This is a genomic window from Mesorhizobium sp. B2-2-3 (assembly GCF_006442405.1).
Classification (GTDB): Bacteria; Pseudomonadota; Alphaproteobacteria; order Rhizobiales; family Rhizobiaceae; genus Mesorhizobium.
This window is the reverse complement of record NZ_VFWC01000011.1, coordinates 52,056-73,407: the sequence shown is the minus strand read 5'-3', so window position 1 is coordinate 73,407 and position 21,352 is coordinate 52,056. Positions and strand designations below refer to the sequence as shown.

General features: G+C 63.4%; 19 protein-coding genes. 7 read left to right on the top strand and 12 right to left on the bottom strand.

Translation table 11 applies throughout. The annotated features are described in order from the left end of the window. Positions 1-5: 5 nt before the first annotated feature. The 4 genes from FJ951_RS20605 to FJ951_RS20590 all read right to left on the bottom strand — a co-directional run bounded on the left by FJ951_RS20605 (position 6) and on the right by FJ951_RS20590 (position 4,348). Positions 6-710 (bottom strand): cytochrome c oxidase subunit 3, encoded by a 705-nt coding sequence (locus tag FJ951_RS20605; protein WP_140495793.1) that lies wholly within the window; start codon positions 708-710, stop codon positions 6-8. Next, a complete protein-coding gene (gene ctaD, locus FJ951_RS20600) occupies positions 707-2,476 on the bottom strand; it encodes a cytochrome c oxidase subunit I (protein ID WP_140495794.1) in 1,770 nt (589 codons plus the stop codon). The genes FJ951_RS20605 and ctaD overlap by 4 nt, the downstream gene beginning before the upstream one ends. Positions 2,477-2,497: 21 nt before the next feature. Further along, positions 2,498-3,382, bottom strand: coding sequence for a cytochrome c oxidase subunit II (gene coxB / locus FJ951_RS20595; protein WP_140495795.1), 885 nt, complete (start codon positions 3,380-3,382; stop codon positions 2,498-2,500). A 285-nt stretch (positions 3,383-3,667) separates the two neighbouring features. Then, positions 3,668-4,348, bottom strand: a complete 681-nt coding sequence (locus FJ951_RS20590) for a GntR family transcriptional regulator (protein ID WP_140495796.1) — start codon at positions 4,346-4,348, stop codon at positions 3,668-3,670. A 215-nt stretch (positions 4,349-4,563) separates the two neighbouring features. Here FJ951_RS20590 and FJ951_RS20585 point away from each other — a divergent pair, with 215 nt between their 5' ends. The 7 genes from FJ951_RS20585 (at position 4,564) to FJ951_RS20555 (ending at position 13,024) form a co-directional block, all read left to right on the top strand. Continuing rightward, positions 4,564-5,691 (top strand): sugar ABC transporter substrate-binding protein, encoded by a 1,128-nt coding sequence (locus tag FJ951_RS20585; RefSeq protein ID WP_140517096.1) that lies wholly within the window; start codon positions 4,564-4,566, stop codon positions 5,689-5,691. A 75-nt stretch (positions 5,692-5,766) separates the two neighbouring features. After that, complete coding sequence (locus tag FJ951_RS20580) at positions 5,767-7,308, top strand: sugar ABC transporter ATP-binding protein (RefSeq protein WP_140517290.1); 1,542 nt, start codon at positions 5,767-5,769, stop codon at positions 7,306-7,308. Continuing rightward, positions 7,305-9,371 (top strand): ABC transporter permease, encoded by a 2,067-nt coding sequence (locus FJ951_RS20575; RefSeq protein WP_140517094.1) that lies wholly within the window; start codon positions 7,305-7,307, stop codon positions 9,369-9,371. Before FJ951_RS20580 ends, FJ951_RS20575 begins: the two co-directional genes overlap by 4 nt. A gap of 13 nt (positions 9,372-9,384) precedes the next feature. Beyond that, positions 9,385-10,191, top strand: coding sequence for an SDR family oxidoreductase (locus tag FJ951_RS20570; RefSeq protein ID WP_140495799.1), 807 nt, complete (start codon positions 9,385-9,387; stop codon positions 10,189-10,191). Between the two features lie 10 nt (positions 10,192-10,201). Then, entirely contained in the window at positions 10,202-11,149 is a 948-nt protein-coding gene (locus FJ951_RS20565; RefSeq protein ID WP_140517092.1) for a 3-hydroxyacyl-CoA dehydrogenase, read from the top strand. After that, positions 11,146-12,108 carry a 3-keto-5-aminohexanoate cleavage protein gene (locus FJ951_RS20560; protein WP_140517090.1) on the top strand — a complete coding sequence of 321 codons (963 nt, stop codon included), beginning with the start codon at positions 11,146-11,148 and terminating at the stop codon, positions 12,106-12,108. Before FJ951_RS20565 ends, FJ951_RS20560 begins: the two co-directional genes overlap by 4 nt. 37 nt (positions 12,109-12,145) lie before the next feature. Beyond that, complete coding sequence (locus FJ951_RS20555) at positions 12,146-13,024, top strand: SMP-30/gluconolactonase/LRE family protein (protein WP_140517088.1); 879 nt, start codon at positions 12,146-12,148, stop codon at positions 13,022-13,024. Between the two features lie 195 nt (positions 13,025-13,219). Here FJ951_RS20555 and FJ951_RS20550 read toward each other — a convergent pair whose 3' ends face one another. The 8 genes from FJ951_RS20550 to radC form a co-directional block, all read right to left on the bottom strand. Beyond that, positions 13,220-14,536, bottom strand: a complete 1,317-nt coding sequence (locus tag FJ951_RS20550) for an ArgE/DapE family deacylase (protein ID WP_140517087.1) — start codon at positions 14,534-14,536, stop codon at positions 13,220-13,222. Between the two features lie 2 nt (positions 14,537-14,538). After that, positions 14,539-15,495 (bottom strand): ABC transporter permease, encoded by a 957-nt coding sequence (locus tag FJ951_RS20545; RefSeq protein WP_140517085.1) that lies wholly within the window; start codon positions 15,493-15,495, stop codon positions 14,539-14,541. Next, positions 15,492-16,418, bottom strand: a complete 927-nt coding sequence (locus FJ951_RS20540) for an ABC transporter permease (RefSeq protein WP_224518945.1) — start codon at positions 16,416-16,418, stop codon at positions 15,492-15,494. Before FJ951_RS20540 ends, FJ951_RS20545 begins: the two co-directional genes overlap by 4 nt. A 68-nt stretch (positions 16,419-16,486) precedes the next feature. After that, positions 16,487-17,473, bottom strand: a complete 987-nt coding sequence (locus tag FJ951_RS20535) for an autoinducer 2 ABC transporter substrate-binding protein (protein ID WP_140495805.1) — start codon at positions 17,471-17,473, stop codon at positions 16,487-16,489. Between the two features lie 31 nt (positions 17,474-17,504). After that, positions 17,505-18,275 (bottom strand): ATP-binding cassette domain-containing protein, encoded by a 771-nt coding sequence (locus FJ951_RS20530; protein WP_140517083.1) that lies wholly within the window; start codon positions 18,273-18,275, stop codon positions 17,505-17,507. A gap of 27 nt (positions 18,276-18,302) precedes the next feature. Further along, the gene (locus FJ951_RS20525; protein ID WP_140495807.1) at positions 18,303-19,079 is read right to left on the bottom strand and encodes a glutamine amidotransferase; all 777 of its coding nucleotides are present in this window, start codon (positions 19,077-19,079) and stop codon (positions 18,303-18,305) included. A 36-nt stretch (positions 19,080-19,115) separates the two neighbouring features. Continuing rightward, positions 19,116-20,297: a PfkB family carbohydrate kinase gene (locus FJ951_RS20520; protein WP_140521013.1), complete on the bottom strand. Its 1,182-nt coding sequence runs from the start codon at positions 20,295-20,297 to the stop codon at positions 19,116-19,118. Positions 20,298-20,528: 231 nt separating this feature from the next. After that, complete coding sequence (gene radC, locus FJ951_RS20515; protein WP_140517081.1) at positions 20,529-21,317, bottom strand: DNA repair protein RadC; 789 nt, start codon at positions 21,315-21,317, stop codon at positions 20,529-20,531. Positions 21,318-21,352 lie beyond the last annotated feature (35 nt).

Below are 21,352 nucleotides of genomic sequence, written 5' to 3'. Positions count from 1 at the left end.
TCCTCCTACGTCAGTAACCCCCGGCAAATATCGATGAAAGTCGCGGCCCAGCCGGCCAGAAGCGCGAAGATGGCAAGCCAGACGAAAAGCAGGAAATGCCAATACATGGCGCACAGCTCGACGCTGAGGCGAAGCCGCGCCGGCCTTGCCCCGTTCCAAGCGCCGACGGTTGTTCTGCCCAGGCCCACCAGTCCTCCCAGTATGTGCAGGCCATGCATTCCGGTAAGCAGGTAGAAGAAACTGTTGGCCGGATTGGAAGCCAGAAAGTAGCCATCGGCAGACAGCTCGCGCCAGGCCATAAACTGTCCAATCAGGAAGGAGAGCGCCGTAAACCCGGCGGTGGCAAGGCCGAGCTTAACCATGTCCATTTGACCCTTACGCGCCGCGAGCGAGGCGCATTGCAGCGCAATGCTGCTGAGGACCAGCATGCCGGTGTTGAACCAGAGCAGCCGCGGCAGCGGCAGCGCCTGCCAGTCCGACAGCGCCATGCGCATGAAGTAGGCGCTGGTGATCAGCGCGAACAGACAGCCGACGACCGCCAGGAAGACGCCGAGGCCGATCTTGGCGGTCGGTAGCGCCGATCCTTCCATACCAACAAAATCCCCGGCCATACCTTGCTCGAGCCATGGCTTGGTCATCAGCCGCTGGTGGGAAAGCCACCATCCGGCAAAACCGGCGATCACGAGCATGAAGACCAGAATGACGCTCATGCCGGCTCCTTGGAGGGACCGAAGGAGCCCGGTACGTTTTGCGGGATAAAGTCCTCCTTGGCGCCCGGTACGCTGTAGTCATAGGCCCAGCGATAGACGATCGGTAGGTCTTTGCCGAAATTGCCATGGGCCGGTGGTGTTTGCGGCGTCTGCCATTCGAGGGTCGTGGCCCGCCACGGGTTGCCGCCGGCCTCGCGGCCATGACGGATGCTCCAGATCAGATTGAACAGGAACACAATCTGGGCAAAGCCGACGATGAACGCCATGATGCTGATGAACGAGTTCAGATGGTGGGCCGATTCTGTCATCACCGTCATATCGGTCAGTTCATTGTAACGCCTGGGCACGCCCATCAGTCCGAGGTAGTGCATGGGAAAGAAAATCAGGTAGGCGCCGAGGAAGGTGACCCAGAAATGGAACCGGCCCAGCGCCTCGTTCAGCATCCGGCCGGTGACCTTCGGATACCAGTGGTAGATCGCACCGAAGATCACGATGATCGGCGCGACCCCCATGACCATATGGAAATGGGCAACGACGAACATCGTGTCCGACAGCGGGACGTCGACCACGACATTGCCAAGGAACAGCCCGGTCAACCCGCCATTGACGAAGGTGACGATGAAAGCCAGGGCAAATAGCATCGGTATGGTGAGGTGGATGTCGCCGCGCCACAACGTCAGCACCCAATTGTAGACCTTGATGGCGGTCGGAACCGCGATGATCAATGTCGTGGTGGCGAAGAAGAAACCGAAATAGGGATGCATGCCGCTGACATACATGTGGTGCGCCCAGACGACGAAGCTCAGCGCACCGATGCCGACGATGGCCCAGACCATCATGCGATAGCCAAAGATGTTCTTGCGCGCATGGGTGCTGATCAGGTCCGACACGATGCCGAAGGCCGGAAGGGCCACGATGTAGACTTCGGGATGGCCGAAGAACCAGAACAGATGCTGAAACAGGATCGGGCTGCCGCCATTATGCTGTAATTGCTCGCCCATTTCGACGATCGCCGGCATGAAGAAGCTGGTGCCGAGCGTCCGATCAAGCAGCATCATCACACAGGCGACGAATAGCGCCGGGAAGGCGAGCAGAGCCATGACGGTCGCGGTAAAGATGCCCCAGACAGTCAGCGGCAGACGCATCAGCGTCATGCCGCGCGTGCGGCCCTGCAACACCGTCACGACATAGTTCAGCCCGCCCATGGTGAAGCCGATGATGAACAGGATCAGTGAGACGAGCATCAGGATGATGCCCCAGTCCTGGCCCCCCGGTGTGCCGGTCATGATTGCCTGCGGCGGGTACAGCGTCCAGCCGGCCCCCGTCGGTCCGCCAGGCGCAAAGAAGCTCGACACCAATACCAGCACGGCAAGCAGGTAGATCCAGTAGCTCAGCATGTTGACATAGGGAAAGACCATGTCGCGAGCCCCCACCATCAATGGGATCAGGTAGTTGCCGAAACCGCCGAGGAACAGCGCCGTGAGCAGATAGATCACCATGATCATGCCGTGCATGGTGATGAACTGGTAGTAGGCTTCAGGCGTGATGAAGTCGAAGGTGCCGGGAAAGCCGAGTTGCAGCCGCATCAGCCAGGACAGCACCAGGGCGACCAGGCCAATTCCCGTTGCCGTCGCCGAATACTGGATGGCAATGACCTTGGCGTCCTGCGAGAAGACGTATTTCGTCCACCAACTGTGCGGATGATACAGTTCGACTTCCGCGACTTCGGCCGGCGGGATGGCATCTGCAGGGGTAATATCGACCATAGGAACACCTCCGTGTCCTTTTTAGCGAGACCCGACGGTTTCGAGCTTTGCTGCAATCCTCGAACTTGACACCGTCGTTGGACCCGACGCCTGGCTTGCCGAGCCCGTCTGCTGGGGCGCCGACAATTGCGCAAACGTCTGTTGCTGGCCAAGCCACGCCAGGTAATCCTCCTGCGTATCGACCATCACCACACCGTGCATCATCGGATGTCCTTGGCCGCAGAGTTCAGCGCACAGGACCTGGAAGGTTCCGGTTTTCGTTGGGGTGAACCAGAAGTAGGTGACCGAGCCCGGGATCATGTCCATTTTGGCGCGGAATTCCGGCACATAGAAATCATGCAGCACGTCGATCGAGCGAAGCAACATCTTGACCGGCTTGCCAACCGGCAGATGCAGATCGGCCGCTTCGACCACGACATCGTCCTGGCCATTGGAATCGCTGGTGATCACGCCCAACGGATTGTCAGCGGTGACGCCGCGGGTGTCGGACGTGCCGAGCTTGCCGTCCTTGCCGGGCAGGCGGAAACTCCATTGCCATTGCTGGCCGACAACTTCGACCACGGTTGCGTCGCTCGGAACGTTGACGAACCGGTTCCAGACGAACAGGCCGGGAACCAGCAAAGCCGTTACGCCGACCGCGGTGACAACCGTCAGCCAGGATTCGAGCCGCCTGTTCTCCGGTTCATACGCCGCCTGATTGCCTTCCCGATGACGGAAGCGGAAGACGCAATAGGCCATGAACAAAACCACGGCGGCAAAGACGACGCCGGTGATCCAGAAAGTTATGATGATGGTGTTGTCGATATAGTCCCAGTTCGAGGCAATCGGCGTCCACCACCATGGGCTCAGGAGGTGGAACAGCACCGAGCCCACAACTATCAAAACGAGTACAAGCGCGAAGGCCATGTCCCGTTCCTCCCGGCATTCCAGGGGCGCGAAGCCGTCTCCGGAAATGCCAAGTGCATCATAGCTTGATTTGGGGTCGCAATTCTAGAGCCGACTGTCTTGACGGGAAAAATCCCGCCTTGCCTGCGCCAACCCTTCGAGAGGAGCCGTCCATCACACACGGGGACGCGTTCGTCCGGCTGATGCGCCTGCGCCGGATCGTTTGGGCGAAGTCGACGGTGGGGTGTGCCAAGCCCGGCCGGCAGCCCGGATTTCGATCTTCGCGCCGACGAAGTTTCGTTTGTGCTATTTCAGCAGGCCGACCAGAACGTCGAAGGCGGCGTCGATGTCGGCGCGGACCGCGGCCTTGACCGCTTCCGCATCCCGGTCGCGCAACGCAGCGAACATCTCCTGATGGTGCGCATTGGCGGTCGAATAGTTTCCGGAATCGTGCAGCATGTTGAAATAAGGACTGATCTGCAGCCACAAGTTCTCGATGATGTTGAGAATGTTCTCGGAGCCGGCCGCCCGGTAGATGGAGAAATGAAAGGCGTAGTTGGCGCGCAGATAGGACTTGACGTCTCCCGCCGCATTGGCCTGTTCGAGCGCGTCCAGATGCTGGCGCAGCCGGGCGATAGCTTGGTCGTCCATACGCTCGGCCGCCCATGCGGCGGCGATCGCTTCGATCTCGAAGCGGACGTTTCTCAGATCGACGAGGCGTGTGCGGCTGAGTGCGGGAATGCCGATCGAGCGGCCTGAAACCACCATCAGCGCGTTGGCGGCGGTCAGGCGCCGCAGGGCCTCCCTGACCGGCATCGGACTGACGCCGAAAGCATCGGCAAGGCTTTGCACCGTTACCATCTCGCCCGGCACGATGCTGCCGTCGAGGATCAATTCGGTGACATGGCGATAGACCCTGTCCTGCAAGGTCTCCTTGGACAGGGGCGCGATCTCGACACCCGGCTTTCTGAACGCCGCTCCAGCCATCTCCCCTCAACCTTCCCGCGCAAGCTGCGCCATAACCCCTATCCGGAATGCAGGCTTCCGGCTGCGGCGTCAAGCGCCCGGCCGTCGCTTCGCCGCGAGCATATTTCATCATTGATCTTTGATCAAATGGTGATACGGTTGCCGATATCGGATGGCAAGGTCACGTCTCGTGCCCTTGGGAGGCATCCGATCGTTCGGATCGGGAGGAGTTTCATATGGGTATCGGATTGAAAGCCCGGCGGCTTGCGCTGCTGGCAGGCATGGCTGCCTGTGCTTTTGGCATCTCCGCGGCCGAGGCCGCCGAAAAACACAAGATTTTTCTCAGCATGAGCTTCATCGGCAATGACTGGCAGGCCGAGGCGGCGAACATGGTCAAGGCGATGGCCGCGCACAAGAGCATGGTCGACAAGATCGACCTGCAGGTCCAGGTGGCCGGACCGAACGCGCAGCGCCAGATCCAGCAGATCAACGCCATGGTGCAGGCGGGAGCGGAGGCGATCGTGATCTATCCGATCTCGCCGACGGCGCTGAACCAAGTGGTCAAGAATGCTTGCGAAAAGGGGGTCAAGGTCTTCGCCTACGACGCCGAGATCACCGAGCCCTGCGCTTACAATGTCCATATCGACCAGGAGGAGGCTGGCAGGGTGACAGCCGAATGGCTGGCCAAGAAGCTCAACGGCAAGGGCAACATCATCGCCGTGACCGGCGTTCCCGGCACCTCGGTCGACGAGCTGCGCACGAAAGCCGCCAAGGCGGTGTTCGCCAAATATCCCGACATCAAGATCGTCGGCGAAGCGGTCGGCATGTGGAGCCAGGCGGTGGCACGCACCGAACTCTCCAAGATTCTGGCCACGCGCAACTGGGACGACATTAACGGGCTGTGGATGCAGGTGGGCTGCTTCACCGCCAATTCGATGCAGCTCGAGGCGGGCAGGAAGGCCAGCCAGCTTCTGCCTTGCGCCGGCGAAGGCTCCAATGGCGGCCGCATCCAGATGCTGCCGGAAGGGACGGAGGTCGAGGGTGCTGCTTCTCCCTATGCACCGCTCGGCGCGCCGCGCATTTCTTATGCCTCGCCGCCCTATTCCGGCGCGCTCGCCTTGAAGCTCGCCATCGAGGCGATCGAGGGCAAGGATGTGCCGAAAGCGACAATCCTGCCGCTGCCGATCGTCACCAACGAGACGAGCAAGCTTTGCAACGAGGGCACCTGGGCCGAAATGAAGGCCGGATGCAACACCTTCAAACCGTCGCTGGTTTCCAACCCCGGCTGGTTCGCGTCGATCTTCTCCGACCAGACGCCCGAGATCGGCCTCAACGCGGCGCTCGTCGGCCAGCCCGAGGAGTAGGCTTCAGCAATCCGTGCGCGTGGGGCACTGTGGGCTCCACGCGCCCGCAAGCATGGCATGCCGGAACCGGGAATGATGACTTCAACAACGCATGTGCCGGCTATTGCCGTCAACGGCATACGCAAGGCGTTTGGCGCGACGGTCGCGCTTGACGACGTCTCCTTCGCGATCTCGCCTGGCAGCGTGCACGCTTTGCTGGGTGAGAACGGCGCCGGCAAGTCGACGCTGGTCAAGCTCCTATCGGGACTGGTGCGGCCCGATCAGGGCCAGATCAGCATCCTTGGCGCGCCGGCCGCGCTCGGTTCGCCGCGCGCCGCGCACGACCGCGGGGTGCAGACGGCGTTCCAGGAGATGACGCTGGTCCGCGACCTCAGCGTTCTCGACAATATGCTGCTGCCCTATGCGCCATCCGGCCCGACCGGATTGATCAGGCGGTCGGCCGCGCGCAAGGCAGTCGGCCGGCACATTGCCGATCTCGGTTTTTCGGTCGATCTCGACGCCGAGGTTGCGACGCTCGATCTCGCGGTCCGCCAGAAGATCGAGATCGCGCGCGCCGTCTACCGCAAGCCGCGCATCCTGTTGCTGGACGAGCCGACCTCGACGCTTTCGGGCGGCGACGTCGAATGGCTGGGAACAATCATCGCGCGGCTCAAGGCCGCCGGAACGACGGTCGTGTTCATCACCCACCGCATGCGTGAGGTGCGGGCCTTCTGCGATACCTTGACCATCCTTCGGAATGGCCGCCACATCATCACCGCACCGGTGGCCGACATCTCGGATGAGGATGTGATCGAGAAGATCATCGGCCGCGCCCTCGCGCAGACCTTTCCGCCAAAGCCCGAGGGCGCGGCCGTCTTCGGTCCGCCGGTGCTCGGCGTGCGCGACCTCAAGGCGGGCAGAAAACTCGACGGCGCCAGTTTCGATTTGCGCAGGGGCGAAATCCTCGGCATCGCCGGACTTCAGGGCATGGGCCAGCTAGACCTGTTCCTCGCCTGCTTCGGCATGGCCGAGATCGAACGCGGCCACGTCATGGTCGACGGCCGCAAAGTGTGGCTCGGCTCGCCGGCCGATGCGCTGAGGCCCAACATGGCGATCGGGCTGGTGCCGGAGGATCGCAAGACCGAAGGCCTGTTCCTGAAATTGTCGGGCCGGCAGAATGCATCGCTGCCGGTGGTCGGCCGCTTCACCCGGCTCGGCTTGATCCGCGAGGAGGAGGAAGCACGCGCCGTGCAGGCGGCCTTCTCGACGGTCGAGGTGGACAAGCGTGCGCTGTGGACAAGGGCCGGCGCCTTTTCCGGCGGCAACCAGCAGAAGATCGCCATCGCCAAATGGCTGGTTGCCGAAAGCCGCATCCTGCTGCTCTTCGACCCGACCCGCGGCATCGATGTGGGCACCAAGCACGAGCTTTACGTGATGATGCGCGACTATGTGGCGGCCGGCGGCTCGATCCTGCTGCATTCGACCGAGATTCCCGAACTCGTCCATCAATGCGACCGCGTGCTCGTCCTCTATGACGGACGGCTGGTGGCCGAACTCGCCGGCGGCGAGATCACCGAGAGCGCGATCATGCGGCCGGCGCTGGGACATGGCGGCAATATGCTGGAGGCAGCACAGTGAGCGCGGTCGGTTCGACGGCAACCGGGCAGGCCGGATCCCTGGTGCGCCTCCTGGCGCGGCATCGCGGCGCTATTATCGCGGCGATCGTCTTTGCAGTGCTGCTCGTCGTCGTCGACCTGATCAGCGCCGGGCGGCTCACCTATTTCGATATCTCGTTCCTGTCGAGCGGCGGCGCCACCTCGGCGCTGGCGGCGATGGGCCAGACCATCGTCATCCTGTCCGGCGGCTTCGACCTGTCGGCGGGCGCCGTGGTTTCGCTGGTCAATGTGGTGCTGGCCACGTCGATGGATCCGATGGCGACCGGAACGAACGTCTGGCTGTGGACGCTGGCCGGCATTGGCGTCGGCATGCTCGTCGGGGCGTTCAACGGCTTCTTCATCGCGGTGCTGCGCATGCAGCCCATCGTCGTCACGCTGTCGACCATGTTCATCTTGCAAGGCATCACACTGCTGGTCATGGACAAGCCCGGCGGCTTCGTCTCGCCCGATCTCGGCGCCTTCTATCTCGGCGACGCGATCCCAGGCTGGTTGCCCATGCCGTTGGTCGTCATCGGCGTGGTCCTGCTGGCATGGTTCTGGCTGAAGGGCACGCGGTTCGGCACGGCGCTCTACGCGGTCGGCAGCGATCCGGACGCCGCTGCCGCGGTCGGCGTGCGCGTCGCTCTCGTGCGCTTCCTCGTCTATGTCATCGCCGGCGGCTGCTACGGGCTTGCCGGTGTGTTCATCAGCGCCCAGACCGGCAGCGGCGATCCGCTCGTCGGCAATCCGCTGCTGCTGTCGATGTTCGCCGCCGTCGTGGTCGGCGGCACGCGGCTCGGCGGCGGGCAGGGTGGTCCGTTCGGCACCGTCTTCGGCGCCTATATCCTGATGATGGTCGTCAACGTCCTGCTCGTGCTCAACGTTTCGGCCTATTATTCGACCATCGCCGAGGGCACCATCCTCATCCTTGCCGTGCTCGCGGGCTCGCTGTCGCATGGCTCCGTGCTTGCCTACCAGGTCCGCGCCTTGCGCGCGCGGTTCGCCGCATGGCGCGCCGGCATGCTGCCGTCGCAACTCGACCCCACCGACCGCAGGCTGCGCATCGCCCACAAGCCCGCCGTTCCGGGACAGGCACCCGGCTTTCGCATGCGCAATGCCGAGACGCTGCGCTACGCGCTGCCGGCTTACGTCTGCCTGGCCGCCGTCATGATCGTCACCCAGATCTGGCTCGGCCGGGCCATCTTCAATCCCACCTACTGGAACTCGTTGTTCGTGCTGTCGAGTTTCCTTGCCGTGCTTGCGCTCGGGCAGGGCGGCGTCATCCTCACCGGCGGGCTCGACTTGTCGGTGCCGTGGACGATCGGCTTGTCGGGCATCCTTCTTGCCGGCATGGTCAACGGATCGGACGCGGCACTCGTTTATGCGCTGCCGGTGGTGCTGGCCATCGCCTGTCTTATCGGATTGGCGAACGGCGTCGGCATTGTTTTCCTCGGCATCTCGCCGATCGTCATGACGCTCGCCACCAACGGCATCCTGCAAGGCTTCGCGCTTCTCTATTCGCAAGGCACGCCGGCCGGCTTCTCCTCGCCGATGCTGCGCTGGTTCATGACCGGCAAGATATGGGTAGTGACGCCGGTCGTGCCGTTCATGGTCGTCTTCGTGGCCCTTGCGGTGCTGCTGCTCGGCCGCACCGCCTTCGGCCGGAAGGTCTACGGCATTGGCAACAGCCCGCGCGCGGCCCAGCTTTCGGGCATCGCCGTCGGACGGACGCTGATCTTCGTCTATATGCTGTCAGCGCTGTGCGCGGCCATCGTCGGCGTCATGCTGACCGGCTTTTCCGGCCAGGCCAGCCTCGGCATGGGCGACGACTATCTCCTGCCGTCCATCGCCGTTGTCGTGGTCGGCGGCGCGCTGATCACCGGCGGGCGCGGTCACTATCTCGGCATGCTCGGCGGCGTGCTGCTGTTGACGGCGCTGCAGATGCTGCTGGCCGGCACGACGCTGCCTTACGCCACACGGGCGATCCTGTTCGGGCTGGTGGTGCTCGGTGCCGTCATGGCGCTGCGTGAAAGACGCATTCAATGAAGGGAATGGAATGATGAGCACGAGCGCACCCAAATCGCCCGACGAATTCCTGGCGGGGCTCAAAGGGCAACGTGTCCTGGTCACGGCGGGCGCCGGCGGCATTGGCTTCGCCATTGCCGAAACGCTGTCGCGGCTCGGTGCGCGCATCGTCGTCTGCGATGTGTCCGACGAAGCCCTGGCGGCCGCCCCCAAGAAGATGGCGCTCGTCGCAGCGGTCAAGGCCGACGTGTCGCGCGACGACGATGTCGACCGGCTGTTCGAGGCGGTGGAGGAGAAACTCGGCGGCCTCGACGCACTGATCAACAATGCCGGCATCGCCGGGCCGACCGGCGGCGTCGACGAAATCGATCCGGCCGACTGGAGGCGCTGTCTCGACATCGGCCTGACCGGCCAGTTCCTGTGCGCACGGCGCGCCGTGCCGCTCATCAAGGGGGCCGGCGGCGGTTCGATCGTCTCGATGTCGTCGGCGGCCGGCCGCCACGGCTATGCGTTCCGCACGCCCTATTCGGCGGCCAAATTCGGCGTCATCGGCTTCACGCAGAGCCTTGCCAAGGAGCTTGGGCCGCACGGGATCAGGGTCAACGCCATCCTGCCGGGCATCATAGAGGGGCCGCGCATCGAGAGCGTTATCTCGGCACGCGCCAAACAGGTCGGCATCAGCCATCAGGAGATGACCGAACGCTATTTGCAGAACATCTCGTTGCGCCGCATGACCAGCCCGTACGACGTGGCTTCGATGGTCGCATTCCTGCTGTCCGACGCGGGCATCAACATTTCAGGCCAGTCGCTCGGCGTCGACGGCAACGTCGAAACGCTTTGAGGAGCAAGCCATGGCCAGGGTTGCAATTGTCGGAAGCGGGTTCATCGGACGGGCATGGGCGATCAGCTTCGCGCGCGCCGGCCATGATGTGCGCATGTGGGACCAGTCGCCGGTCGCGGCAGGCGGCGCGCGAGACTACATAGAAGGCGTGCTCGGCGATCTCGCTTCGAATGATCTGCTGCGCGGACAGACCGCGCACGCGGTGCTCGAGCGCATCGTCGTCATGGGAGACTTGGACGCGGCTCTGGCCGGCGCCGTGCATATCCAGGAGAACACACCGGAAAATCTCGAAGTGAAGCGCGAGGTGTTTTCGCGGATCGATTCCCTCTCTGATCCGCAGGCGGTGATCGCCAGCTCCACCTCGGCGCTGCTGCCGTCGAAATTCACCGATCATCTCCCGGGGCGGCACCGCTGCCTGGTCGTGCATCCGATCAACCCGCCCTACCTCATTCCGGCGGCGGAGGTGGTGCCGGCGCCGTGGACGTCCGCCGAGACGCTCGAAAGGACGCGCGCCTTCCTCCTCGATGCCGGCCACGCGCCGCTGGTGATGAAGCGCGAGCTCGACGGCTTCATCATGAACCGGCTGCAAGGGGCGCTGCTCGAGGAAGCTTTCCGGCTTGTCGCCGACGGCTATGCCAGCGTCGAGGACGTCGATATCGGCATCCGCGACGGGCTGGCGCTGCGCTGGTCGTTCATGGGGCCCTTCGAGACCATCGATCTCAACGCGCCGGGCGGCGTGCGCGACTATGCCGAGCGCTACCAGGGCATCTATTCCAATATTTTCCCGCAGATGCTGCGTCGCGTCGACTGGGCGGGCGAGGTGATGGAAACCGTCGAGGCCGAGCGTAGCAGGCGCTTGCCCAGGGAGAAACTGGGCGATCGGCAGGTATGGCGCGATCGCCGGCTGATGGCGCTGGCGGCGCACAAGAAGAAATCGGATCAGGAGTTCGGACAATGAAAGAAACCAGCCGCAAGCCCGGCGCCACGGCGGCCAGGGGCAAGGTCATCATCACCTGCGCGGTGACGGGGGCGATCCACACGCCGACCATGTCGCCCTATTTGCCGATCACGCCGGACCAGATCGCCTCGGAGGCGATCGCCGCCGCGGAAGCCGGCGCCGCGATCCTGCATCTGCATGCCCGCGATCCGGAGACCGGCAAGCCCGACCAGACGCCGGAGGCCTTTGCCCGTTTCCTGCCGCGCGTCAAGCAAGGCACCAACGCCGCCATCAACATCACCACCGGCGGCAGCCCCTACATGAAGGTCGAGGAGCGGGTGCGCCCGGCCGCCCAGTTCAAGCCGGAGGTAGCCTCGCTCAATATGGGCTCGATCAATTTCGGGCTCTATCACCTCGCCGACAAATACGAGACCTTCAAGTTCGACTGGGAAAAGCCGCATCTGGAAGCGACGCGCGACCTCGTCTTCCGCAACTCGTTCAAGGACATTGAGTACATTCTCGCGACTTGCTACGACAACGGCACGCGGTTCGAGTTCGAGTGCTATGACATCGCGCATCTCTACAATCTCTCCCACTTCGCAGACCGTGGGCTGGTGAAACCGCCCTTCTTCGTGCAGTCGGTGTTCGGCCTGCTGGGCGGCATCGGCACGCATCCGGAGGATGTCGCGCATATGAAGCGCACAGCGGACCGGCTGTTCGGGGACCAGTTCCGCTGGTCGGTGCTCGGCGCCGGCGCCAGCCAGTTGCGCATCGCCGCGCAGTCGGCGGCCCTCGGCGGCAATATCCGGGTCGGGCTGGAGGACAGCCTGTGGGCCGGCAGGGGCAAGCTTGCCAAGTCGAATGCCGAGCAGGTCGTGCTGGCGCGCAAGATCATTGAGGGGCTCGGCATGGAGGTGGCGACGCCGGACGAAGCGCGCGAGATCCTGTCGCTGAAGGGCGGCGACAAGGTCGCTTTCTGACGCAGCCAATCGCCGCGCGAGCAAAGAGGAGGACGGCATGAAGATCGAAGTCGTGGTGGACGTGAAGACCACGCTTGGCGAGGGACCGCTCTGGGACGTCGAGCAGGAGCGTCTCTACTGGATCGACAGTTTCGACGGGCGCGTCTTCCGCGCGACCGCCGACGGGCGCGAGATCCGCTCCTGGGACGTGCCGATGAAGATAGGCTCGATGGCGCTGCGCAAGGATGGCGGCGGCGCTGTCGTCTCGTTGCAGCGCGGTTTCCATCTGCTCGATTTCGCCACCGGCGAGGTGACGCCGATCCATGATCCGGAGCCGGACAAGCCAATGAACCGTCTCAACGACGGCAAGGTCGACCGGCGCGGCCGCTTCTTCGCCGGCTCGATGGACACGATGGAAGAGGGGCCGTCCGGCGGCCTTTACAGGCTCGATCCGGATTTCTCCGTCACCAGGATCGATTCCGGCATCATCTGCTCCAACGGTCCATGCTGGAGCCCCGACGACCGCACCTTCTATTTCGCCGACACCTGGACCGGCGAGATCTGGGCCTATGATTACGACATCGAGACCGGTACGGCCAGCAACCGCCGCACCTTCGTTCGCGTCGATACCAGCCGCGGTGGTGCCGCCGACGGCTCGACCGTCGATGCCGAAGGCTGTCTGTGGAATGCGCTGGTCTATGACGGCCGCCTGGTGCGCTACGCGCCGGACGGCAGCATAGACCGTATCATCGACATGCCGGTGAAGAAGATCACCAGCGCCATGTTCGGCGGACCGAAGCTCGACACGCTCTACGTCACCTCGATGGCCAAGCCGCCGCTGCCGCGTTTTCCCGGCGATGGCGTGCTGCGCGGCAGCCTGTTCGCCATCACCGGCCTTGGCGTGACCGGAGTTCCCGAGCCGAGGTTTGGTGGCTGACGGGCGGCCTCTTAGAGCAGTTCACCGTTTCATGGAAACGGCGAACCGCTCTATCTCTTTGTTTTTGCGCAATTCCATAGGGAAAGCGCTACGCGCTTTTCCCGGGAAAACCGTACACACTTTTCCTGGAATTGCTCTCGCCGCTCCTCCCGGACGTCTTCCGCAAACTTCCTGCCGCTCGCAGTCAGCTAAAAACTATCGGCACCATTTCTCCACCGCTAAGGCGATGGCCTTCGTGCAGTCGACGAGATCGCGCACCGAAACGCGCTCGTTCGGCTGATGCGCCTGCGCCGGATCGCCAGGACCGAAGTTGACGGTCGGGGTGTTGCCCAGGCCGGTCGGCAGGCCGATGTCGCTGTGTGCGCCGAAGCCGCTCAGGGCCGGCGACAGGTCGGCTGCTTTGACGGCCTCCTGGAACAGGCCGACAAAGGGGTTGTCCGACGGGATCTCGGCGCAATCGGCATCGAGGATCCATTCGACACGGGCAGGGTGCTTTCGCAGATAAGGATCCGCCTGGCAGACATTGGCGATGTGCTCTTCGATTTCGCGTTTGACATTGCCGCCCAGCCTGAACTCGTCATGCTCGCTCGGCAGATACTGTGCGTCGATGATGATCTCGCCGCGTCCTGCCATGGAGGATGGATGTTCGCCGGCATTGATCTGGGTGACGATGATCTGGTTGGGCAGGTCCATCAGCGGGTGGTTCTTCCTGGGATCGAACATCCATCGCCGGTTGAGGATGTCGATGCCGTCGAGGATCTGCCGGCAAAGCTGGACGGCGTCGACCGGGCCGCTCGAATACCAGGCGTTCGGCGTCAGTTCGGCATGGCCGCCTATGCCGTCGATGATGATCTTGCCCCACAGAATGCCGTGACAAAGCGGTGCGATCCTGTTCGCCGTCGGTTCCGTCATGATGCCGGCGTCGGCGCGAAAGCCGCGATCAACCATGGCGAGCGACCCCATGCCGCCGATTTCCTCGTCGACGACGGTGGTGAAGACGACGTCGCCGGAGAGGGAAACGTCGAGTTCCTTCAGGATTTCGACCGCCATCAGCATGCAAGCGACGCCGCCCTTCATGTCGACCGTGCCGCGACCGTGCAGGAATCCATCTTTCAGGACAGGCTGGAAGGGATCGGTGGTCCAGTGCCCGGCGGCACCCGGCGGCACGACGTCGATATGGCCGGTCAGCATGATGGACCGCCCGCCGCCGGTGCCTTTCAAAACGCCGCCGAGATTGGGCCGGCCCTCGAACGTCCTGCCCTTGTTGGCGCCGGCACATCCCTTGTATTTTTCGTAGAGTGCCGGGCCGTCTGGATCCCAGAGATCGGTCGAGAAGCCGAGTGCCTCAAGGCGCTTTTGCAGGTAGAGCTGGCAATCCCGCTCGCCGGGGCCGGCCTCCTTCGGATTCGATTTCACGATCGAAGGGAAGGCGACGAGATCGCTCAGCGTCTTGACGATGCGCTCGGCGGCTGCCTCGACGCGCGCGGCGATGGTCTCTTCCATGGAAGGCATTGTTATCTCCAACGTTGGGAAAGTCGGTCGGCGAGAAGGACGAAAACCAGAAGGGCGCCGACAATCCCCACCTGCCAGACCGTGTTGATGTTCAATTGCAGAAGGCCGGTCTTCAGCGTGACCAGCAGCAGGACGGCCGCGAACACGCCGCCGACGCCACCGCGTCCGCCGGTGATGACGATGCCTCCCAGCATGGCCGCGGTCAGCGATTCCAGTTCGAGGTTCTGGCCGATATTGGGCCTGCCGCTGCCGAGCCAGGCGAGAGAGACGAGGCCGGCAGCACCGGCCAGTGCGCCGCTCAGCACGTAGAGAATGAAGCGTACGCGATCGACCGGAATGCCGACCAGTTTGGCCGAGCGCTCGTTGAAGCCCATGGCATAGATCCAGCGCCCCCAGGCCGTCGAGAGCAACACGAGACCGGCAAGCGCGAAGCAGGGGACGGCGAGCGTGAGGAAAGGCACGGGGATGCCCATAATCGCACCGCGCCCCCAAACGAGCAGCCAGGCGGGCACGCCGGACTGCGCCGCGCCGCCGGTGACCGCAAGCGCGAGGCCGGAATAGACGAAGAATGTTCCCAGCGTCGCGATGAAGGGGAGAAGGGCGAGCTCGTTCACCAGCCATCCGTTCAAGGCACCGAGCACAGCGCCAGCCAAGATGCAGACGACCGGCAACAGAAGGGGCGGCAACCCCAGCTTCAGGGAAAGCATGGCAACGATCGCCGAGAGCGAAACGGCGCCGCCAACGGACAGGTCGATGCCCGCGCCCCCGGCCAGGACGACCAGCGCCTGTCCAAGGCCGACCAGGGCCAGGATCGTCGAAAATTGCAAAATCGTGGTGACGGTGCCAAGATTGAAGACCGAGGGCTTGAGCGCCAGCAGGCCGACAATAACGACCAGCCAGAGGCCGCACAGCAGAGCCAAAGTGAGGGCGGGGCCCTGCAGGTTCCGGATCCTGTTCATGCGCGGGCTCGCAGGAATTGGGCAAGCGGCAGCCGGTTGGAGACAGCTTCGAAGCCAAGCACGCCGATGATGAGAACGCCGGTAACCACAGGCTGCCAAAGCGAGGGGACGCCGATCAGGAGCAATCCATTCTGGAGAATTCTCAGAAGCAGTACGCCGAAGACCGTGCCGATCAAGCTGCATCTGCCGCCCAATATGCTCGTGCCGCCGAGAATGACCGCGGCGATCGCATCGAGCGCCAGCGTGCTGCCGATCGTCATCTCCACATTGCGGTAGGTGGCGACGTAAAACGTGGCGGCAATGCCAGTCAGGACGCCACTGATGACGAAGGTCATGAAGCGTACCTTGACCACGGGGATTCCGGACAGCCGGGCCTTTTCCTCGGAATTGCCGATCGCCAGCAGGTGCGGCCCGTAGGGGGTTCGCCGCAACGCCAGCCAGACGACCAGATAGGCGATGGCAATGACGATGGCTGGGACTGGAATGCCGAGTACGGTGGTTGCCAGAAGATTGGTGAGGCTCGAGGGCAGGCCCGAGAGCCACTGCCCGCCGAGAAGGACAAAGACGGCGGTGCGGTAGACGCCAAGCAGGCCGAGCGTTCCCACGATTGCCGGAACGCGACCGAGGACGACGACGGTGGCCGTCACGCAGCCGAGCAGCGCACCGACCGCAGGGCCAGCGATGAGCGCCAGCAGCGGATTGCCCTCGGCGCCGAGCACACGGCCGATCGCTATTGCCGCCAGACCCATGACGATGCCGATCGAGACGTCGATGCCGCCCATGGCCAGCAGCAAGGTCATGCCAAGGCCGATCAGCAGCAGTTCGACGCTGTTGCGCAGGACGGTCGCCGCATTGCCTGGCGTCGCGTAGTGGGGCGATGCGACAGAAAAGATGACGATCGCCAGGAGACAGGCGGCAAGCAAGGACCACTCCCGCCCGTTCATGGCCAAAACGCCGTTTCCAAACTGTCGCACCGTGTTCATCCCAAGGCTCAGAAGTTGAACTTGTCGACATTGTCCTTCGTGAAGACCGCCGGCGGTCCGAGCAGCAGGATGCCCTTGGCGGCATCATAGGTGGCGGGCTTTTCGAGGCCGGCGATCTTGTTTTCCGCTTCGAAGCTCTTGCCGTCGATCAACTGCTTGCCGGCCCAGACCGTGAGATAGCCCAGCTGTTCGGGATCCCACAGCACGGTGAAGCCGAAGGCGCCGCTCTTCAGGTAGGATCGCGCCGTGTTCGGGCTGCAATAGCCCGTGCCGATGACGGAGCCGATCTTACCGGCGGTTTCGATGGCCTGGGCGACGCCCGGGCAGGTCGAGGATGCGACGGCGATGATGGCCTTGATGTCGGGATTGGCGGCCATGAGATCGCCTGATATCTGCGCGGCGCGCTCGGCCGTGCCGCCGGCGAATTGCGGAGCCAGCAGTTTCAGCTTCGGATATTTGGCGGTGGCCTCTTTCTGCATGAAGCCGATCCAGGCGTTGAGATTGGACGCCGTCGCCTCGCCGGAGACGATGCCGATCGTGGCGTCCTCGCCGACGCGCTTCACCAACTCATCGATGATCGTCGTGCCGAGCCCTTCGTCGGTCGCCTGCGCCACATAGACGGCACGGCCGCTGTCGGGTGCATCGCTGTCGCTGGTGAAAAGCTTGATGCCCTTGGCCTTGGCGCTCTCGACGACGGGCGCGATGCTGGACGCATCCAGCACGCTGACCGAGATCGCCTGGACACCCTGGTCGATCAGGTTCTGCACGATCTGCAACTGATCGACCGGGTTGGTGTCGACGGGGCCGGAATAGATGAAATCGACGCCCAGGTCCTTCGCGGCGCGATTGCCGCCGGCTTCCATGGCATTGAAATAGGGTATGCCGATCAATTGCGGGACGAAGGCGACCTTGGGCTTGTCGGCGGCATGCGCCGCCGTGGCGACCACGAGTGACAGCACGGAAACGGCGAGCGCTTTTTTGAGTTGAGAAAGCATTGGTTTATCCTCTCTGGAATGGACGTGCATTTCAGTTTGATTTTTCAAGCGCCCGCACGTCGGGATGAGCGCCTGTTATGAGCGAAACGACTTCCTCGTGATTGGTCTCGGCCGCCAGCCGTTCGGCCACCTTGCGGCCGCGCCGGAACACCACGATGCGGTCGGCGACCTCGAACACTTCGGAAATGTTGTGGCTGATGAGGACGACGGCACAACCGCGCGCGGCAAGCCGCCGCGTCAGTGCCAGAACCTTGCGGGTTTCGGCGACGGCAAGGGCCGCCGTCGGCTCGTCCATGATGACCAGCCTGGCATTCAGATTGAGGGCCCGGCAGATGGCCACGGCTTGGCGCTGACCGCCGGACAGGCTGCCGACGGGTGCTTCCGGATCGGAAATATGCGCGTCGAGCTCTTTCAGCAGGCCGTCGACGCGCTGGCGCATTTCCTTGCGCTTCAGGAAGGGAATACCCAAAATGGAGCGTTTCAATTCGCGGCCGAGAAAGACGTTTTCGGCAATCGACAGGTTTTCCGAGAGCGCCAGTTCCTGAAAGATCGTCGCGATCCCCGACGACGCCGCATCCTTGGGCGAGGAGAAAGCCACCGGATTGCCCTCGATGAGAAGCTTTCCATCGCTGGGCGGATGGGCGCCCGCCAGGATCTTGATGAAGGTGGATTTGCCGGCGCCGTTGTCGCCGAGAAGCGCCAGCACCTCGCCGGAGCGGATCTCCAGGTCGACATTGGCAAGCGCGGTCAGAGCGCCGAAGCGCTTGGCGATATTTCTGGCGACAAGAAACGGTTCTGTCATGGCGGTTCCCCGGCGGTTGCTGGTCGGCTAGACGGCCTTGCTGACCCAGCGCAGCACGTTGGTCCAAAGACGCGCATAGCCCGGCCATTCCACGAAGCTGTTGGGCAGCCAATGCGGGCCGATATCCGACGTCCAGGCCAGCGTGCGGCCCTGGCCATGGCGGCCGGTGACCAGCAGCGGATGACCGCCGTGATCCTGCGGCAACCGTGCGAGGATTTCGACGTCGTCGCGATCGCGAGCGACGACCTCGTTGGCGCCGAGCAGCAGCGGCCATTCGCCTTCGATGCCGGCAAAGATCGGGTGATCCTTGGGACCGGTGATTTCAGGCCGGAACCCTTCGGGAATCTCGAGCCGGTCGTCATAGGGGAGGCAGGTTACCGGCAGCGCCTCCTCGACGGCCGTGCGGTGCCAGCGCGCCTTGCCGTCGATGCCCTGGAAAGAGAAATAGCCGCCGATCATGACCATGCCACCACCGGCCTGCGTCCAGTCGCGCAGAAGCTTGAGCCGGTTGGGCACTGTCTTGCCGTGCAGCCAGACATCGGGGTGAAGCAGCAGCGAGTTCGCGCCGATGTCGGAGAGGATGATGGCCTTGTATTGCGACAGGCCCTCCGTGGTGAAAGGCAGCTTTTCGACGGCTTCATGGGCCGGCATGTAGTCGAGGTCGAATTCGCTGCTCTTCAAGGCATCGACCAGCGGCGTCGCGCCCAGGTGAAAGGTGACGCTGCCGAACTGATCGAACCCCTTGTAGTGGGTCGCCGAACTCATCCAGCTCTCGCCGACCAGAAGCACTCTTGTTTTCGCCATAACCAATACTCTCCTGGGTTCCCGTAAGTTGTTGGTTCAGCTTGCCAACATGGCGTTGTTCGCCAAGGCGGCGGCCTTCAAAGTCGCGAAATCCGCGATGTAGCCCTGTGCGCCTTCGACCGTGGTCGTCAGGCTCGCGCCGATCGCCGCATGGCGGGCGGCGTCGTCCAGCGACGCACCATGCAGCCAGAGGCTTAGGAATATGCCGGCGAAGCTGTCGCCGGCGCCCGTCGCATCGACGCGGTCGACAGGCAGTGCCGGCACCTCGATCTGCGGTCCGCCATTCGCCGGAAAGACGACCGCGCCAAACTCGCCGAGAGTGAGCACGACCGTTCCGCGCGGCTTGATGCGTGCCAGCATCAGCCGCACCTCTTCGATCATCGTCGCCATCCTGGAGCGAAAGTCGAAAATCTCCCGCATCATCACATCGTTGATGAAGGTCAGGTCGATGTGCCGGACCATCTGCGTGAAGGTTTCAGGCGTGCGTGCGCTCTTGGGCAGGCCGGCCGAATGCAGGCTCACCCTCCAGCCGGCCTGATGAAAGCGCGCGATGGAAGCGGTCATCGTTTCGTAGTGGAAGCCTTCGATGTGAAGACAGGCCGGGCGCGGCTCGGGCTGGATGTCCAGATTGGCGGTCAGATCGATCTCGCCGAGTTCGAACGGTTCACTGATGATCGTGCGGCTACCATTGCGCTCGATGATCACGATGGCTTGCGAAAGGCGGTTGTTGGGCGTGTTGCGGATCGGCAATGCGTGGACGCCCAGTTTGGAAAGCGCGCCGAGCGCCCAGTCACTCTCCGGGTCTTCACCGACCGCCGTCGCCAGTTCCACGTCGAGAGCGTAGGGCGCCCCAACACCGGCGGCGGCAACCGCGAGATTGGCCGCGGGCCCGCCCAGCGCCTTCTCGATATGACTGGCTGTGATGCGGTCGTCGCGATGCGGCAGGACGTCCACGCGGCAGAGAAAGTCGACACTGACCCGGCCCGCGACTAGGAGCCTCGGCAGATGATCGAGATTCTTCGGCCTGTGGGGCGCGCGGCCCGGCAGCGAACGCGCAAACGAACTCGGCCGGTACATCAGCGTGGCGATCGCCTTTTCGATGCGTTCGCGCGTGGCCTCCTTCAGGCCGGCGGTCCCATTGATGAAGTTCGACACCGTTCCGATGGAGACACCGGCGGCGCGTGCGACATCCGCTATGGTCGGGCGCTTGCGTTGCAATGGCAGGTTCCAATTGAAGCGTTTCAAACGGTATCAACGGAAAAGCCGCCCCTCAACGGAATTATGTTCTAAAAGGTCTGGAATCTGCGAGTGAATTTGGAAAACTATGGCGATATGGCCTCAATTTCGGGCCATTCGTTCCAGAATTGAACGATTTTCAAATTCTTGAGCCGAAAGACCGGGCCGGCGAATTGCCTGCTTTCATTCGGATAGCTTCGCCGAGCCGATGATCTAGATCAACAGCAAGCCCTTCATGCTGGAATAGCCCTTGCGACCGATGATGATGTGGTCATGCACGGAAATGCCCAGCCGCTTGGCCGCGTCGATGATCTCCTTGGTCATCTCGATATCGGCACGCGATGGCGTCGGATCGCCCGACGGGTGGTTGTGCACCAGGATGATTGCCGTCGCCGACAGTTCGAGAGCGCGCTTGACCACCTCACGCGGATAGACGGGCGTATGGTCAACAGTGCCGGTCTGCTGCACCTCGTCGGCAATCAGCGTGTTCTTCTTGTCAAGGAACAGGATGCGGAACTGCTCGCGCGCCTCGAAGGCCATGGCTGACCGGCAATAGTCGAGAAGCTGCTGCCAAGAGGAGAGGATTTCGCGGCCATGGACCTCGCTGCGCGCCATGCGCTGGGCCGTCGCCGCAATGACCTTCAGGTCGAGCGCTACCACCGGGCCCACGCCCTTGACCTCCTGGAGGAGGCCGACGGGCGCGCCAAGCACCTCGGCCAGGATACCGAAGCGGGAGAGCAGCGCCTTGGCGACCGGCTTGGTGTCGGCGCGCGGGATCAGGCGGAAGAGCAGGAGTTCCAGAAGCTCATAGTCGGGCAGGGCGTCGGGACCTGCCGAGGCGAAGCGTTCGCGCAAACGGTCGCGATGGCCGAGATAATGCGGCTTCTCCTCGATCCCCTTGGTCTTCGCGGCAGGCCCGGCTGTCCCAGGAGAGTGCATGGTCGCGGAAAGCTGCGCAGGCTTTTCTGCAAAGAAACTGCGCTCGTCGTCGTCACCTGACATCTCGTCTGCCCCCCAGCTCCCCGACCGCGAGCGCC